We start from the raw sequence: 15,816 nt of genomic DNA, 5'->3' as shown, positions 1-15,816 counted from the left end.
ACCGAGGCGAACCCTTGCTGCGCAAGGACTTGCGTGGTGTTTCATTGGAATTTCGTTGTGCCAAGATGCGGGCGGGGACTTTGCCGGGCAGCTTCTGGTGTGCCGGTAGTGGTCAGATCGAAGCGTGCAGGCGGGGGCGTGATGAACAGATCCGATTCAATATTCCGGCACCGTGAACTGGCGCTGCTGGTGGCGATGGTCCTGGGCCTGAGTGCGTGCGGTGGTGGCGGCAACGTCAAGCCGACCCCGCCACCGGCGGCGCCCACCGCACCGCCGCCGCCGACCACGCCGAACAACCAGCCGCCGCTGGATGCGCAGCTGGCACTCACCAAAACCTATGGTGCCCACAGCCTGGGCTTCACCGGCGCCGGCGTGACCATCGGCGTGGTTGACAGCGGCATCATGCGCAACCATCCGGCGCTGGCCGGGCGGGTGAAGCAGGAGCTGATCTATGTTGATCCAGGAACCAACAACACCGCCATCGACGACGTGGTCGGCCACGGGACGTGGGTGTCGCAGATTGCGGCGGGCCAGGCTTTCGATCAGTTCCCCGGTGGCATCGCTCCCGGCGCCAGCCTGGTGTCTGCCCGGATCATCAGCGACACCACGCCGAAGGATGACGGTTCGGGCAAGGGCAACGCGGTCACCGCCGCCGACGCGCAGTTCTTCGCCCAGACGCTGAACCCCGCCCTAATCAATGCCGGCGTGCAGGTGATGAACAACTCCTGGGGCGGGATCTACTGGGATACCGGCAACGCCGGCATCAACCAGGCCTTTGCCCAGGCCTACCAGCCCTTCGTGGTGCAGCATGGCGGGCTGGTGGTGTTTGCCGCCGGCAACGACTCAAGAAGCGATCCCAGCGACATTGCCGCCTTGCCCAGCCTGGCGCCGCAACTGGAAGCCGGCTGGCTGGTCGCGGTGGCCGTCGACAGCAATCACCCGACCCAGCTGGCCAGCTATTCAAATGCCTGCGGCAAGGCCATGAATTATTGCCTCGCCGCGCCCGGCGACGTGATCGTCACCGACAAGGACGCGGTGGCCGGCACCAAGCCGACCTACTGGGTGGTCAGCGGCACCTCGTTCGCTGCGCCCGAGGTCTCCGGTGCCGCTGCGCTGGTGTGGCAGGCGTATCCGTATTTCACCAACGATCTGGTGCGGCAGACTCTGCTTGGCACGGCAGACGACCTTGGCACGCCCGGCCCCGATGCCACGTTCGGGTACGGCATGCTGGATGTGTTCAAGGCAGTCAACGGGCCAGCCAAATTTGATTGGGGTGACGTCACCGTCAACTTCAGCGGCACCTCCAGCTGGGGCAATGCGATCTCCGGCGCGGGCGGCTTGATCAAACAGGGCCCAGGCCGACTCAATCTCTACGTCGGCGCCAGCTATACCGGCCTGACCCAGGTGCAGGGCGGCACGCTGGCCGTGGCCAACCTGCGCAGCCCGGTCGACATCGGGGCGCAAGGCACCCTGATGTCCGCCGACACGCCACAGAATCCCACGGGCTTTTCGATCTTCAACAACGTGACCAACGCCGGCGTGATGGTGGTCAGCCAGGGCGGCGTCACCGTGAGCGGCAACTACGTGCAGCAGGGCAACGGGCGCATGGCGGTATCGCTGGGGTCGCATCTTGACGTCAACGGCACGGCGACGTTGTCGGGTGGAGACCTCTACGTGTACGGCGCCAACACCGACTACACGCTCAACTCGCATACCGTCGTGCTGTCGGCGTACGGCGGCCTCACCGGCACATTTTCGGCGCTGAATACGGCGCCAAGCGTGGTGCTCACCGCTTCATTGAACTACGACGCCAACAGCGCCTGGCTGGACGTACAGCAGGTCAACCTGAGCCAGATCAAGGGGCTTGCCTACACGGCAGCCAGCTACGGCGCCGCGCTGCGCACGCAGAGCGCGTTCGAACAGATCAATACCCAGTTGCAGGGCACGCCCGGCGGCAGCCCCGCCGGCGCCGGTTTCATCGACGGCGCGGCGAGCCTGCAACACGCCGTTTCCACCCAGGTGATGCAGCATTCGCTGACCAGCCTCTCCGGCCAGCTGCATGCAGCCAGCGCCGCGATGACGTTCGAAGCGATTGACGCGGGCACCCGTGCCTTGTCCGACCGCTTCGACAGCCTGCTGGATGCGCCGACGGTAGGTGGCTGGACGCAGAATCTCGGCTATCACGGCGGCATGTCGCGCAGCGGCTACGACCATGTCGGCTACGACCTCAACGGCGCGCTGGTCGGACAGGACTATCGCGTCGACCACAACGGCGTCGTCGGCTATGCGCTGAGCCAGAGCCAGGGCCTGGGGCGACTAGCCGAGAGTGCGGACCAGGGCTACAGCCATGCGCTGGAAGCGATGCTGTACGGCGGCGTGATCCGCGGTCCGTGGTACACGATGGGTCGCTTCGGGGTCGGCAGCTATCGCGAAACCATGCGCCGCCAACTGCAACTGGGCGACCAGTTCGCCGGCGTGGCCAGCGATGGCAATGGACGTTACGGCGTGGCCTATGGCGAAAGCGGCTATCGCCTGGCCCTGGGTGGCACGCAGATCACCCCGTACATGAATCTGCAATACGCCCAGGTCCGGCGCGATGGTTTCAACGAGTTGGGCGCCGATGGCTTCGGCCTGAAATCCGCGGCGCAAAACACCGCGCGCTGGCAGGCCGGCGCGGGCTTGCGGGCCACGCATGACTGGAAGCTGGCGAGGGGAGGCGAGCTGAGCGTGCAGGCGCACATGCTGTGGCAGCAGTCGTTCGGTCTGCGCGGCGAGGTATTCGACGCCAGCTTCAGCGGGATCAACCAGTTCGCACCGGTCGGTGGCATCGGCTTGTCGCGTTACGGCGGTGTTTTCGGGACCACGCTGGACTGGCGCATGACGCCCCGGGCCAGCCTGCAACTTGGCTACGACCAGTATCTGGGGCAGCGGCAGCAGGCGAAGATGGCGACGGCGAATTTCCGTCTGGACTTCTGAGCGTCGCTGAACCGGGAGGTCAGACCAGTTCGACCTGCACGCCCGCTGCGCGCAGCGCTTCGACCGTGTCGGTCGGGGCGCTGCTGTCGCTGATCACCATGTCCAGATTCTTGATCGGCGTGATCACCGACAGGCTGCGCTGGCCCAGTTTGCTGGCATCGAGCACGGCGATGGTCTGACGCGAGACGCGGATCATCAGCGCGTTCAGTGCCGCCTCCAGTGGATCCGGAGTCGTCACGCCGACTTCCGGATCGAGTCCGTCGACGCCGAGAAACAGCCGGTCCGCGGAGAGCTTCGCCAGTGCCTGCTCGGCATCCGGGCCGACCAGCGAGTAGGAGGTCTGTCGCAGCAGGCCGCCCAGCATCATCACGCGGATCTGCGGCAGCCCGGACAACTCCAGCGCGATATTCAATGCATTGGTGATCACGGTCAGCGATTCGAACTTCATGTGGCGGATCTGCCGGGCGATCTCCACTGTGGTCGAGCCGGAGTCCAGGATGATCGTCTCGCCGTCCCGGATCATCTTCGCCGCGGCCTGGCCGATGCGCAGCTTCTGCGCGTGCCAGCGGGTTTCCTTGATATTGAGCGGGGTATCGTTGGCGGCCGGCGCCACCGGCAACGCACCGCCGTGCGAGCGGGCGATCGCCGACTGGCGCGCCAATGCATCCAGGTCGGCGCGAATCGTGACCGTGGACGTGCCGAAACGGGTGGCCAATTCCTCCACGGTGGCGCGGCCCTGCTGTTCGACCAGTTCAACGATCAGGCGGCGGCGTTCTTCCACCAGCAGGCGACGGGAGGCGATCGGCGTTTCACTCATGGGCGATATTCAGAAGTCGGGCGGCGTTGTCATGGTAAACCTTGCGCAGCACTTCGTCCGACAAGCCCAGTCCGTAGATCGACCAGCGGCCCTGTGGCGGCGTGGGCGCCGGCGCGTAATCGAAGTATTCGTCTTCGGTTTCCAGAAAGCGATAGTAGATCTCGTAGAGCTCGTCACCGAACAGCTGTTGCGGGACGTCGTCGCCGTAGGGGGATGGCACCGCATCGGTGCCGAACAGGATGCGGTCCTGATATCGATCGAAGAAGCGCTGCGCGATGCGTGGCTGGCGACCGAGCTCGCCGATGCGTGCGCTGATGTCGATCACGGTGTTCGGGAAGCGGTCCAGGCACGCGGCGACGGCCGCCAGATTCTCCGCGTTGTTGCCCACGTGCAGCAGCGCGAACGTGGTCTTCGGATGGCGCGCGATCATGCGGTCGCGTGCAGCGATCAGTTCCGCGTTGCTCGGGAATTCCGGACCGTAGAACGACCAGTCCGGATGGTTGCTCAGTTCCTCGTAGCGCTCGTTGCTCGCATCGGTGGGCAGGAAGAACGCCTCCGGATCGGACACGTGCAGGAACACCGGCAGGTCGTACGCGGCACACGCCTCCCACATCGGATCGAAACGGCGGTCATCCACCGCGACCAGCGGTCCCTCGTCGATCCGCTCGCGCAGATACAGGCCCAGCGTTTTCAGCAGTTTCAGGCCACGCGCGCCGACACGTTTGGCATGCGCGATCGCGTCGCCCTGCAACTGTGCGTAGTTCGGCTCGGGGAAGACTTCGTACGATGGCTCGGTCAGCGTGAGGAAGCGCCCCGGCGCGGCCTGGTCGAAGCTGCGGATGCTCTTTTCCAGGCCGGCACCGACGCCGCCGGTGAGATTCACCAGGGTGCGGATACCCTTGCGATCCATCACCGGCAGCAGGTCCTCGGGCCGGGCGAAAAGAGTGACCTCCTCACCGACCGAGATGCCGTTGCGCACGTTGCTGGACCAGGTCAGGTGCGCATGCACATCGATCACCGGAAAGCGTGGTCGTTCGACATGCGTCCGTGGTACCTGCAGCATGCTGCGCGGCTGAAAGTCTTTCAGTCGCAATTCGCTCTTGCCCGTGTCCGGCTGGGTCTGCAGCGGATTCTTGCTGCTTTCGATCCGCACCGTACCGGTCCCACTTGGCGGCGCACAGCAAAGGCAGCCTGCCTGCAACGGGCGCCGGGTGGAATTGGAGGAATCCTGGCTCATCGAACGGTGTACCCCAGTGCGCTGTTCAGCGCGGATATTTCGCCATGATGTCGTGGACCGAGCGAACCAGTGACACTGCCTGGTCGAACGGGCGAAGCCACATGTTGCGTCCGAACATGACGCCGTTGGCGCCGGATTGCATGTAGAACTCGACCTTGCGCAGCACGGCGTTGTCGTCGTCGTTCTTCTCGCCGCCGGAGAACAGCACCATCGTGCGGCCCGCCGAACGGACCACCCGTTCGCAACGCGCACCGGCGTCCTCATGCAGTTGATCATACGGCGCCGGCACATTCGCCACGCTGTCATTGGGCTCGTGCAACTTGACGATGTCGGCGCCCATTTCCAGGGCAACGCGAGCCGCGTAGTCCTGCGCGTACAACGTGTTGGTGCCGCCCTTGGCATTCACGGCGCTGCCGCGCGGATAGGCCCACATCACCAGCGGCATGCCGAAGCGTTCGCAATCCTGGCGCACCTTTTCGAACTGGCGAATCTCGTCGTGCTGGCGTGGCGAACCCACGTACATGGTGTAACCGACCGCATCGGCGCCGAGTCGTACCGCGTCCTCGACCGACGCGAACAGCGGCGAGGTGGCCTCGGCGTCGCTGGCGATATTGGTCTTGCCGTTGAGCTTGAGGATCAGCGGCACCTTGCCGCAATACTCGCCCATGTACTTCTCGGCCAGACCGATGCCCAGCGCGATGGCGGAAAAGCCGCCCGCCGCGGCGAGCTCGAACTGGTAGCTTGGATCGACCGCCGGCGGGTGCGGGAAGAAGTCGGTGGGGCCATGTTCCAGACCCTGGTCCAGCGGCAGCACCAGCAGGCTGCCGTTGCGCGGGCCGTGGCCGTACAACAGCCGCCACAAGCGGGTGCGCTTGCCATGGGACAGGGTCAGCCGGGAAAGTTGGCTGCCGGTGTTCGAAACCTCTTGTAAGTTTTGTTTCATTTCGAATACTCTCGTTTCGGTAGGTGCATACTTTCATATTCGATTGCATTTGGCAAAATGGCAAAATTAAACAAGAAAACGAAAGAGTTGATCTCCCTGGAGGCGCTGCGTGCGGCGCCGCCGACCGAGCAGCAGGAACGCGGCTACGCCGACACCTTGCGCGAGATCCTGCAACAGCCGGCGACCTGGCTGGGCACGGCCACGCTGTCCGGCCAGTCGGCGTTGCAGGCCGCGCTGCTTCCGCGGCCGGGCCACATCGTACTGTCCGGCTCGGGCAGCTCGATGTATATCGGCGAATGCCTGGCGCCCAGCCTGCAGATCGGCCTGGGCATCCCGGCGCATGCGATCGCCGCAGGCAGCTTGCTCACCCATTGGCGCAGCGTGCTGCCGCCCGGTGACGGCTTGCTGATCTCGCTGGCGCGATCCGGTGACAGCCCGGAAAGCTGTGCCGTCGTGGATCGGCTGCTGGTGGATGCGCCTGACTATCGCCATCTGGTCATCACCTGCAACGTCAACGGCAAACTCGTGACCCGCTATCGCGATGATTCACGCGTCAGCGTGCTGGTGCTGGACGAGCGCACCAACGACCGCAGCCTGGTCATGACCAGCAGCTTCACCAACTTGTTGCTGGCCGGCCTCGGCCTTGTGCGGCAGGGCGACGACCATCCCGCCGCCGCGGTGGAGCGGGTGGCCGATTCTGTCCAGCGTGTGTTCGATACGCAGGCCGATGCGTTGGCAACACTTGCCTGCAGCGACTTCAGCAACGTGGTCTACCTCGGCAGCGGTGGTGCGCTCGGCGCCGCCCACGAATCGGCCTTGAAGATGCTGGAGATGACCGGTGGCGCGGTGGTCACCGTGGCGGAAACCTATCTCGGTTTGCGCCACGGCCCGATGTCCAGCCTGGACGAGAAAAGTCTGGTCGTCGGCTTCCTTTCGCCGGACCCGGCGGTGCGCGCGTATGAACTCGATCTGCTGCGCGAACTCTCGCGCAAGCAACTGGGCATGGCCCGGGTGCTGGTGGGTGAAAACATTCAGGCCGACGTGGCCGGTCCGCACGATGTGGTCGTCGAACTGACCGGGCTGGGTGCAGAGGACAATGCCTTGCCGCTACTGGCGGACGTGGCGGTCGGGCAGTTGCTCGCGTTCTTTCGCTGCCTGGCGCTGGGTGGCCGACCCGATGCGCCTTCGCAGGGTGTGCTCACGCGGGTGGTGGAGAACTTCCCGATGCACTCGGGGGAGGCATGAAGCGCGTACTGGTCGTCGGCGAAATCAACGTCGATCTGGTCTTCAAACACTGCCGTGCCTTGCCCGCACCCGGCCGCGAAGTGCTTGCCGACGACTTCTGCATGACGCCGGGCAGCTCCTCGATGATCTGCGCGATGGGACTGGCCCGGCTGGGCAATCCGGTGGCCTTTCGCGGCAAGCTCGGTGCTGACGACTGGGGTGCTTACTGCCTGCAGGCGCTGGATGCCGCCGGCATCGACGTGGCTGGGGTGCAGCCGGATTCGTCCTTGCGCACCGGCGTCACCGTTTCCCTGTCGACGCCGCAGGATCGCGCCTTGGTGACCTTTCCCGGCGCGATCGCCACGCTGCGTGCCGATGAGGTGGACGACGCGTTGCTGGCCGGTGCCGATCACCTGCATGTGTCCTCGTACTACCTGCAGCGCGCACTGCGGCCGGATTGCCGCCAGCTGTTCGCGCGGGCCCATGCCGCCGGTCTCAGCACCTCGCTCGATCCCGGCTTCGATCCAGAACAGACGTGGTCGTCCGATCTGCTTGGCACACTGGAAGAAGTCGACCTGTTCCTGCCCAACGAACTCGAGCTGGCCGCCATCACCGGCCGCGAGCAGGTACTTGATGGCCTGCATGCCCTGCACAACGGACGCACCCGCACCGTGGTGAAACGCGGGCAGCTTGGCTGCGCCAGCCTGGAGCGGGGGAAGCTGCTCGACGTGCCCGCGTTTGCGGTCGGCCCGGTCGACAGTACCGGCGCTGGCGATTCATTCGACGCCGGCTTCCTGCATGCATGGTTGCGCGGCTACACCCTGCATGACTGCATGCGCTGGGGCAGTGCCTGCGGCAGCCTGTCCACGCGACGCACCGGCGGCACGGCCGGGCAGGCCAGTGCGCTGGAAGTGGAAGTCCTGCTGGGGACCGCGCCGTGATCACCGTCATCGGCTTCAACACCGCGATCGACCGGCTCATCCGGATCGATGCGCTGCGTCCTGGCGAAGTCAGTCGGGCACTCGACGAACAGGCCTACCCCGGCGGCAAGGGCTTGCACGTGGCGCAGACCATCGCGGCGCTGGGCGAGCGCGTGCAGTTGATCGGCCTGGTCGATCCAGCGCATCGCAACATGATCGGCCGACTGATGTGCGAACGTGGCGTGTTGTTCCACGGCATCGAGGTCACCGACAACCTGCGCACCTGCATCGCGTTGCAGGATGCGAACGGCCAGATCACCGAGGTTCTTGGCCAGGGTCCATTGCTGGACAGTGCGCAACAGGAAGCCCTGCTACGCGCGTTTCGTCGCGGCGTCGACGACAGCGATCTGATCGTGCTGTCCGGCAGCCTGCCGCGTGGTTTTCCGTCAACCACCTACGCCGAGCTCGCGACCTATGTGCGCGAGGCCGGCAAACGCTGCCTGGTCGACGCCGGCGGTGAGTTGTTGCAGCACGCCGCGCAGGTTCGGCCTTTCCTGGTCAAACCCAATCGCGACGAGATCAGCGAATTGCTCGGCCGTCCGATCGTCGATCTCGACGCTGCCGTCGAAGCGGTACGCGGGCTGCACCGGCAGGGCGTCGCGATGCCGGTGGTGACGATGGGTGCGCTGGGCGCGGTGGCGGCCGTTGCGAGCGGCATCTGGCATGCCTCGATCGAACTGGCCGAGGTACGCAACACGGTGGGATCGGGCGACTGCTTGCTGGCCGGTATGACAGTGGGCATGGCGCGGAACATGAATCTGGAGGAGACCTTGCGTCTGGGTGTGGCCTGCGGTTCGGCCAATGCACAAGGTCAGGAAACCGGCTTCGTCGAACGACGGGCGGTTGAGGCGTTGCTCGCTGAAGTTCGGGTGCACCGTCTGGCGTGATTGAAAGCAGGGAGTCAAACCGGACCGCTGGTCGGTCCGGCAGGGAGGCTTTTGTCAAAAATTCTGCACAAGGTGCAAACAAGTTCGTGGGCAGGAGGCGTTTCCACGGGTCATCACAACTACCCGCAGAAGAGGGGAGAAGCCATTTCTGCGCGGGAAGACAACGAACGATGTGAGGGGCAACCAATGCGTGCTGGAAAGAACGACGGTTTCACGGTGGGGCGCAGGAACATCAATTCACTGAATACGAGCACGCACGAAGACACCGGCAGCAAGACTCGCCTGTTTCGACGAAGCCTGCTTGCGATGGGCTTGACAGTTGCCCTGGGCGCGACTGTCGCGCAGGCGCAATCGATTACCGGCGGGCTCTATGGCAAGGAGCCGGGTGGCAGTCATGTCACGCTGGAGGTCGTCAATCCGGCCACGGGTTACCACCGCGAAGTGCATCCCGAGAACGATGGGCGCTACAACATCAGCGGCCTCAATCCCGGCAAGTACATCGTCACCGTGTCGCAGGATGGCACCGCCGTTGGCAGCAGCACCGTCATCGTGAATGCCAACATGCAGACCGTGGTACCGGCGCTCTCCGGCGCCGAGGCTGCCGCCACGGCAAACGCCACCAACCTCGGCGCGATCCGGGTGATCGGGCAAGGCGTCAACGCCGACGTGATACCGATCGACGTGAGCACGCCGGAGTTCTCCAACAACTACAGCATGAGCGTGGTCAACCAGCTGCCGACCGGGCGTGGCCCGGAAAGCGTGGCGCTGCTGAGCTCCAGGGTGAGGTACGACAACCAGACCACCGGTCTGATCCAGATGGGCGGTGCCAGTCCGGCCGAAAATCGTTACTACTACAACGAATTCGACAGTACCTACGACTACAACGGTCTGGGTGCCACCTACCTCCCGGCCGAAGCCATCAGCTCGACCCAGGTGCTCAGCGCCAATGCCGGCGTGAGTTGGACCAGCACCACCGGCGGGACGATTGCCTCCACCGTCCGCCAGGGCACCAACCAGTTCAAGGCCGGCTACTCGCTGTACTTCACGCCGGGCACGTCATGGTTCAACCCGCGCCAGAACGACTCGTACACGAAGGCCGGCGACTATTACCATTTCAGTTCCTCCAACACCCACAGCGCGAACGTCGCCAACCAGTATTTGTGGGCGTCCGGTGCGCTGGTGAAGGACAAGCTGTTCTTCTTCGCGATGCTGGGGAACTCGCCGGACAACACCAGCGTCAGCAACTCGCAGACGCGGCATACCGACTCCGCCAACCGCGACAAGAACGGCCTGCTCAATCTGACCTGGAACATCAACGCCGACCAGTCGCTCAACGTGGTCGGCAACCGCGACTGGAAGAACAGCTTCAGCAACCAGTATCTGCTGACCCGCGATTACGATCCGTCCTCGCAGGGTGGGTATTACGGCTGGACCTCAAGCCAGGTGAAAAACCAGTTCCTGATCGGCAACTACCATTGGCAGATCAATGACGACATGAGCCTGCGCCTGATGGGCGGCTATCTCAGCCAGTCGTCGTTGAGCCCCACCTCGACCTCCGGTACCGGCTTGCCGTACGTGGTCGAAGTCGATCCGGTCACCAACGTGCGCCGCAACATCGGCCTGACCACTACCAGCAACCAGCTGTACCCCTTCACCTACTGGCGTCGCGGCTTCAAGGGTGACTTCACCTGGAACCTGGGTGACCACAAGCTCACCATCGGCGCCGAGCACTACAAGCACTTCATCAACAACGTCAGCACCACCTCCGAAGGTGGCGACTGGACGTATTACAACCAGCCCGGCAGCGTGCTGCCGAATGGTTCATCGGCGCCGGCGGACGGGCGCTACGTGGCGCAGTATTACGTCAGCACCGGCGGCCCGTTCTATACGGTCAACAAGGCGTTCTACATCGATGACCACTGGCAGGCATCCGATCGCTGGATGATCTACGCCGGTCTGCGCGACGACACCTTCATCAACAAGGACAACACCGGCCAGAATTTCCTGCGGCTGCCGCTGCTGTCCCCGCGCTTCGGCGTGTCGTGGGATGTGTACGGCGACAGCACGATGAAGGTCGGCGCCAACGCCGGCAAGTACACCATCCCGATTCCGTCCAGCGTCAACAACGGCGCTGCCGGTGCGGTCACCATGTGGTATCGCTATTACACCTACACCGGCGTGGATCCGACCACCCAGGCACCCACCGGCCTGGGTCAGATCGGCCCGCAGGAAACGCTGATCAACGGTCTGGCGCCCAGCGCGGCCAACGTGGCCGCCTCCAACATCAAGGCGCCGTATCAGTACGAGTTCCAGGTGTACGTGCAGAAGACGCTGGGCAACAGCTGGTCGTCGATGGCCGAGCTGGGTTACGCCTCGCTCAAGCGGGCCATCGAGGACACCTGCTACACCCAGGGCATCACCGATTTCGCGCAGGCCAACGGCTATCCCGGTTACGAGGATTCCAGCGGCTGTCCGATGATCAATCCGGGTACCGCACAGGTGTTCATGCGTGACCTCAACGGCGACGGCAAGCTGGAGCCGTTGACCGTGCCGGGCAACGTGTTCGGGCCTGCGCCCACGCGCAAATACGCCCACCTCACGTTGGAGCTGACCCATGCGCAAAGCAACGAAGAGCCGTACTTCCTCGACCTCAGTTACACCTGGGCCCATCTGTACGGCAACTACGACGGCCTGCTCAATCTCGGTACGCGCACCAACGGCGGACCTTCCGAGCAGATCCTGTGGGATTTCCCCGGCCTGATGGAGAACAGCTCCGGCGATCTGGCGGGCGACGTGCGTCACAGCCTCAAGCTCAACGGCATTTACTACTTCCACACCGGCTTTCGTATCGGCAGTACCTTCGATCTCTCCACCGGCACGCCGCAGAATTGCCTGGGAACGTATCCGGATATCAACAACCCGGCCGAGCAATACGGTGCGGCCAGCCACTACTGCAACAACGTGGCCGCTCCGCTGGGTTCGGCCGGTCGCACGCCGCTGTTCTGGCAGCTGAATCTCGGCGTGGGTTACGACTGGCAGATCAACCAGTCCAACCACCTGAGCCTGGATCTGCAGGTGCAGAACGTGACCAATCGCCAGGGCCGCATTGACGCGAACCAGCAGTACGACACCGGCAGCTTCCAGTCCGACGGTTCGCCGATCCTCAACCCGAGCTATGGCGCGTCCAGCTGGCAGGTGCCACGAACGACGATGTTGATCGCTCGCTACACCTTCCGGTGATCGGCCGGGGTGTCGCGTCAGCGCGACGCGGCACTCCGAGTCACCAACCTGCTGCACATACCCGAATGACGTTCTGTTTCGAGTGCTCGCCCACCAACAAGCCCATGCGGCGCGCAGCCCAAATTTTCCGAGAGGTTCAAGACATATGCCTGGTTCCCACTCCCTACATGCAAGCGTTTCCTCTGCGGTTGCGCCGCGTCACCATCGAACATTCCCGACCCGGCTGGCCAGCTGCGTGCTGGTCGCCTTGCTGGGAATCGGCGCGGCACATGCCGACGACAACGCGGTGATCGCGCATCCCGGTGCGCCGACATTCGCCGATCAGCAGGGGGCCGCTCATTTCGGCAACGCGGCGATCGAGGCAAACTGGTCGATCGATCAGCAGCACCTCACCGGCATGACCATCGTCGACCATGCCCATCAGCGTTCGCTGAAAGTGCTGGCGCCGTTTGCGCTGGTCGTGCAGGACGGCAAGACCCTGACCGCCGCCGACATGCAGCTGCTGGCGGCGGTGCGCGAGACCACCTTGTCGGTGCACGCCGATGCATCGCGTCTGGTCGAGCGGCTGCCCGGCAAGTCGGTGCAGGCCAGCTTTGGCGATGCCGATGGCCGGTTCCGGGTCGATTGGCAACTGGTGCAGCGTGACGGCTCGCCTTATCTGCGTGAACTGGTGTCGATCACCGCGCTGAAGCAGGACGAGAAGATCGCCAAGGTCTCGCTGCTGGAAACGAAGGCGAGCGGCGCGGAAGTCAGCGGCGAGGTCAAGGGTTCGCCGGTGGTGGCCGGCGACGTCTATCTCGGCTTCGAGCATCCGCAGTCCGACAGCACGGTGCGTGGCAGCGACGTCAAGCTGACGCTGGATCGCGAGTTGCCGCTGGAGAAAGGTCGCACGATCAACTATTCGGCGGTGGTCGGCGTCGTGCGCGACGAACAACTGCGGCGTGATTTCGCCAGCTATGTCGAGCGCGAGCGCGCGCATCCGTACCGACCATTCCTGCACTACAACTCGTGGTACGACATCGGCTACTTCACGCCGTATACCGAGGCGCAGGCACTGGACCGGATCAACACCATCGGCAACGAACTGCATGTGAAGCGCGGCGTGAAACTGGATTCGTTCCTGTTCGACGACGGCTGGGATGACCGCAGCGGCAGCTGGCACTTCAGCAAGGATTTCCCGCACGGCTTCGCACCCTTGCGCAAGGCGGCGGCGAAGTATGGTGCGGCACCCGGCATGTGGTTGTCGCCGTGGGGTGGCTACGGTCCGCCCGCGAAGGAGCGCGCCGAGCGCGGTGCCAAGGCCGGTTACGAAATCATCGACGGCGGCCTTGCGCTGTCCGGCCCGAAGTACTATCAGCGCTTCCATGATGCGGTGATGGAGCTGGTCAACAAGGATGGCATCAACCAGTTCAAGTTCGACGGCACCGGCAACGCCGACAAGGTGTTCCCGGGCAGCCGCTTCGACAGTGACTTCGCCGCGGCGATCCAGCTGATCGACGACATCCGCACGGCCAAGCCGAACACCTTCATCAACCTCACCACCGGCACCTGGGCGTCGCCGTTCTGGCTGCATTACGCCGACACCATCTGGCGCGACGGCTGGGACGACAGCGAGACCGGCGTCGGCAGCACGCGCGAACAATGGATCACTTACCGCGATGCGCAGACCTACCGCAACATCGTGCTCAAGGGGCCGCTGTTCCCGATCAACTCGCTGATGCTCCACGGCATCATCTACGCGAAGGAGAACCGCAAGCTCAACACGGATCCGGGCCATGATTTCACCAACGAGGTGCATTCGTACTTCGCCACCGGCACCGAGTTGCAGGAGCTTTACATCACGCCGTCGCTGCTGAGCGAGGACAACTGGGACGTGCTGGCCGAGTCGGCCAGATGGTCGCGCGCCAACGCCGGCGTCTTGCGGGACACGCACTGGATCGGCGGGGCCCCGGACCGGCTCGACGTCTACGGCTGGGCGTCATGGTCGCCCGCCAGGTCGATCATCACCTTGCGCAACCCCAGTGATCGCACGCAGCTGGCAGTGGTGGACCTGCAACGTCAGCTGGAACTTCCGGCCGACGCCAGTCGTCGCTTCAGTGCGCACAGTCCGTGGAAAAGTGACGCGGCCAAACCTGCGCTGACGCTGGATGCCGACAAGCCGGGCACGATCACGCTGGCGCCGTTCGAGGTGCTGACCCTGGATCTGACCCCGTTGCAGGGTTCCTGAGCCAGGCTGGACGCCGGTCCCCGGAGTGTTTTCGGGGACCGGCGTCCGGCTGCGTTCGGTACAGGCTTACGCCTTGCCGTGGAACAGCTCGCGGCCGATCAGCATGCGGCGGATCTCGTTGGTGCCGGCGCCGATCTCGTAGAGCTTCGCATCGCGCAGCAAGCGGCCGGCGGGGAACTCGTTGATGTAGCCGTTGCCGCCGAGCGACTGGATGGCCTCCAGCGCCACCTTGACCGCATTGGTCGAGGCGTTCAACAGGCAGGCCGCCGGATCGATGCGCGACTTCACGCCGTTGTCGAACTGCTGCGCCACCATGTAGGCAAAGCCGCGCGAGCTCTGCAGTGCGGTGTACATGTCCGCGACCTTCGCCTGCATGATTTCGAACGTGCCGATTGGTGCGTTGAACTGCTTGCGCTCGCGCACGTAGGGCATGGTGATGTCCATGGCCGCCTGCATCAGGCCGATCGGTCCGCCGGACAGCACCAGTCGCTCGGTGTCCAGGCCGTTCATCAGCACGCGCACGCCTTCGTTGACTTCGCCGACGATGTTTTCCGCCGGGATCTCGCAGTCCTCGAACACCAGCTCGCAGGTGTTCGAGCCGCGCATGCCCAGCTTGTCCAGCTTCTGCGCGGTGCTGAAACCCTTCATGCCTTTCTCGACGATGAAGGCGGTCATGCAACGGCTGCCGGCGGTGCGCGGCGCGGTGCGCATGTAGACCAGCAACACGTCGGCATCCGGCCCGTTGGTGATCCACATCTTGTTGCCGTTGGCCACCCACACGTCGCCGCGCAGCTCGGCCTTGCAGCTCATCGAGCCGACCACGTCGGAACCGGCGCCCGGCTCGCTCATCGCGAGCGCGCCGACGAATTCACCACTGCACAACTTCGGCAGGTACTTCTGCTTCTGCGCCTCGTTGCCGTTGTGGTAGATGTTGTTGACGCACAGGTTGGAGTGCGCGCCATACGAAAGCCCGACCGAACCCGACGCGCGCGAGATTTCCTCCATCGCCACCATGTGCGCCAGGAAACCCAGGCCGCTGCCGCCGTACTCCTCGGCCACGGTCACGCCAAGCAGGCCCATCTCGCCGAACTTGCGCCACAGGTCGGCCGGGAACAGGTTGTCGCGGTCGATCTTGTCGGCGCGGGGGGCGATCTCCTTTTCCGCAAACGCATGCACGGATTCGCGCAGCAGGTCGATGTCTTCTCCAAGCGGAAACGGTCGCATCACGAACTCCATGGGTGTGCAGAGCGGCGATTTTAGCGCACGCAGCCCGCGAACGCCGGCC

Annotated in this window: 10 protein-coding genes; 6 read left to right on the top strand and 4 right to left on the bottom strand. The window is 64.4% G+C overall.

Annotated features, from left to right (window positions below; all coding sequences use genetic code 11):
• Positions 1 to 141 precede the first annotated feature (141 nt).
• A complete protein-coding gene (locus tag ACVWWQ_RS04175) occupies positions 142 to 2,976 on the top strand; it encodes a S8 family serine peptidase (RefSeq protein WP_133949756.1) in 2,835 nt (944 codons plus the stop codon).
• Between the two features lie 19 nt (positions 2,977 to 2,995).
• On the opposite strand, the gene agaR is transcribed toward ACVWWQ_RS04175, so the two are convergent.
• The 3 genes from agaR to ACVWWQ_RS04160 all read right to left on the bottom strand — a co-directional run bounded on the left by agaR (position 2,996) and on the right by ACVWWQ_RS04160 (position 5,973).
• A complete protein-coding gene (agaR, locus tag ACVWWQ_RS04170) occupies positions 2,996 to 3,793 on the bottom strand; it encodes a transcriptional repressor AgaR (RefSeq protein WP_099651779.1) in 798 nt (265 codons plus the stop codon).
• Positions 3,786 to 4,946, bottom strand: coding sequence for an amidohydrolase family protein (locus ACVWWQ_RS04165; RefSeq protein ID WP_457383310.1), 1,161 nt, complete (start codon positions 4,944 to 4,946; stop codon positions 3,786 to 3,788). The genes agaR and ACVWWQ_RS04165 overlap by 8 nt, the downstream gene beginning before the upstream one ends.
• A gap of 109 nt (positions 4,947 to 5,055) precedes the next feature.
• On the bottom strand, positions 5,056 to 5,973 hold the full coding sequence (locus tag ACVWWQ_RS04160; protein ID WP_133949759.1) for a beta/alpha barrel domain-containing protein: 918 nt from the start codon (positions 5,971 to 5,973) through the stop codon (positions 5,056 to 5,058).
• Between the two features lie 57 nt (positions 5,974 to 6,030).
• On the opposite strand from ACVWWQ_RS04160, the gene ACVWWQ_RS04155 reads away from it, so the two are divergent.
• The 5 genes from ACVWWQ_RS04155 (at position 6,031) to ACVWWQ_RS04135 (ending at position 14,531) form a co-directional block, all read left to right on the top strand.
• Complete coding sequence (locus ACVWWQ_RS04155) at positions 6,031 to 7,218, top strand: SIS domain-containing protein (protein ID WP_457383309.1); 1,188 nt, start codon at positions 6,031 to 6,033, stop codon at positions 7,216 to 7,218.
• Positions 7,215 to 8,138, top strand: a complete 924-nt coding sequence (locus tag ACVWWQ_RS04150) for a carbohydrate kinase family protein (protein ID WP_133949761.1) — start codon at positions 7,215 to 7,217, stop codon at positions 8,136 to 8,138. The genes ACVWWQ_RS04155 and ACVWWQ_RS04150 overlap by 4 nt, the downstream gene beginning before the upstream one ends.
• A complete protein-coding gene (locus tag ACVWWQ_RS04145; RefSeq protein WP_133949763.1) occupies positions 8,135 to 9,064 on the top strand; it encodes a 1-phosphofructokinase in 930 nt (309 codons plus the stop codon). Before ACVWWQ_RS04150 ends, ACVWWQ_RS04145 begins: the two co-directional genes overlap by 4 nt.
• 186 nt (positions 9,065 to 9,250) lie before the next feature.
• The gene (locus tag ACVWWQ_RS04140; protein ID WP_457383308.1) at positions 9,251 to 12,304 is read left to right on the top strand and encodes a TonB-dependent receptor; all 3,054 of its coding nucleotides are present in this window, start codon (positions 9,251 to 9,253) and stop codon (positions 12,302 to 12,304) included.
• Positions 12,305 to 12,539: 235 nt separating this feature from the next.
• Entirely contained in the window at positions 12,540 to 14,531 is a 1,992-nt protein-coding gene (locus ACVWWQ_RS04135) for an enterotoxin (protein WP_457383307.1), read from the top strand.
• Positions 14,532 to 14,597: 66 nt separating this feature from the next.
• Here the strand turns inward: ACVWWQ_RS04135 and ACVWWQ_RS04130 are convergent, their stop codons facing one another.
• The gene (locus ACVWWQ_RS04130) at positions 14,598 to 15,755 is read right to left on the bottom strand and encodes an isovaleryl-CoA dehydrogenase (RefSeq protein ID WP_099652459.1); all 1,158 of its coding nucleotides are present in this window, start codon (positions 15,753 to 15,755) and stop codon (positions 14,598 to 14,600) included.
• Between the last annotated feature and the right edge of the window lie 61 nt (positions 15,756 to 15,816).

Source organism: Rhodanobacter sp. TND4EL1 (genome assembly GCF_054061035.1).
Note: the sequence above shows the minus strand (reverse complement) of the source record. Positions and strands in the feature narration are given on the sequence as shown.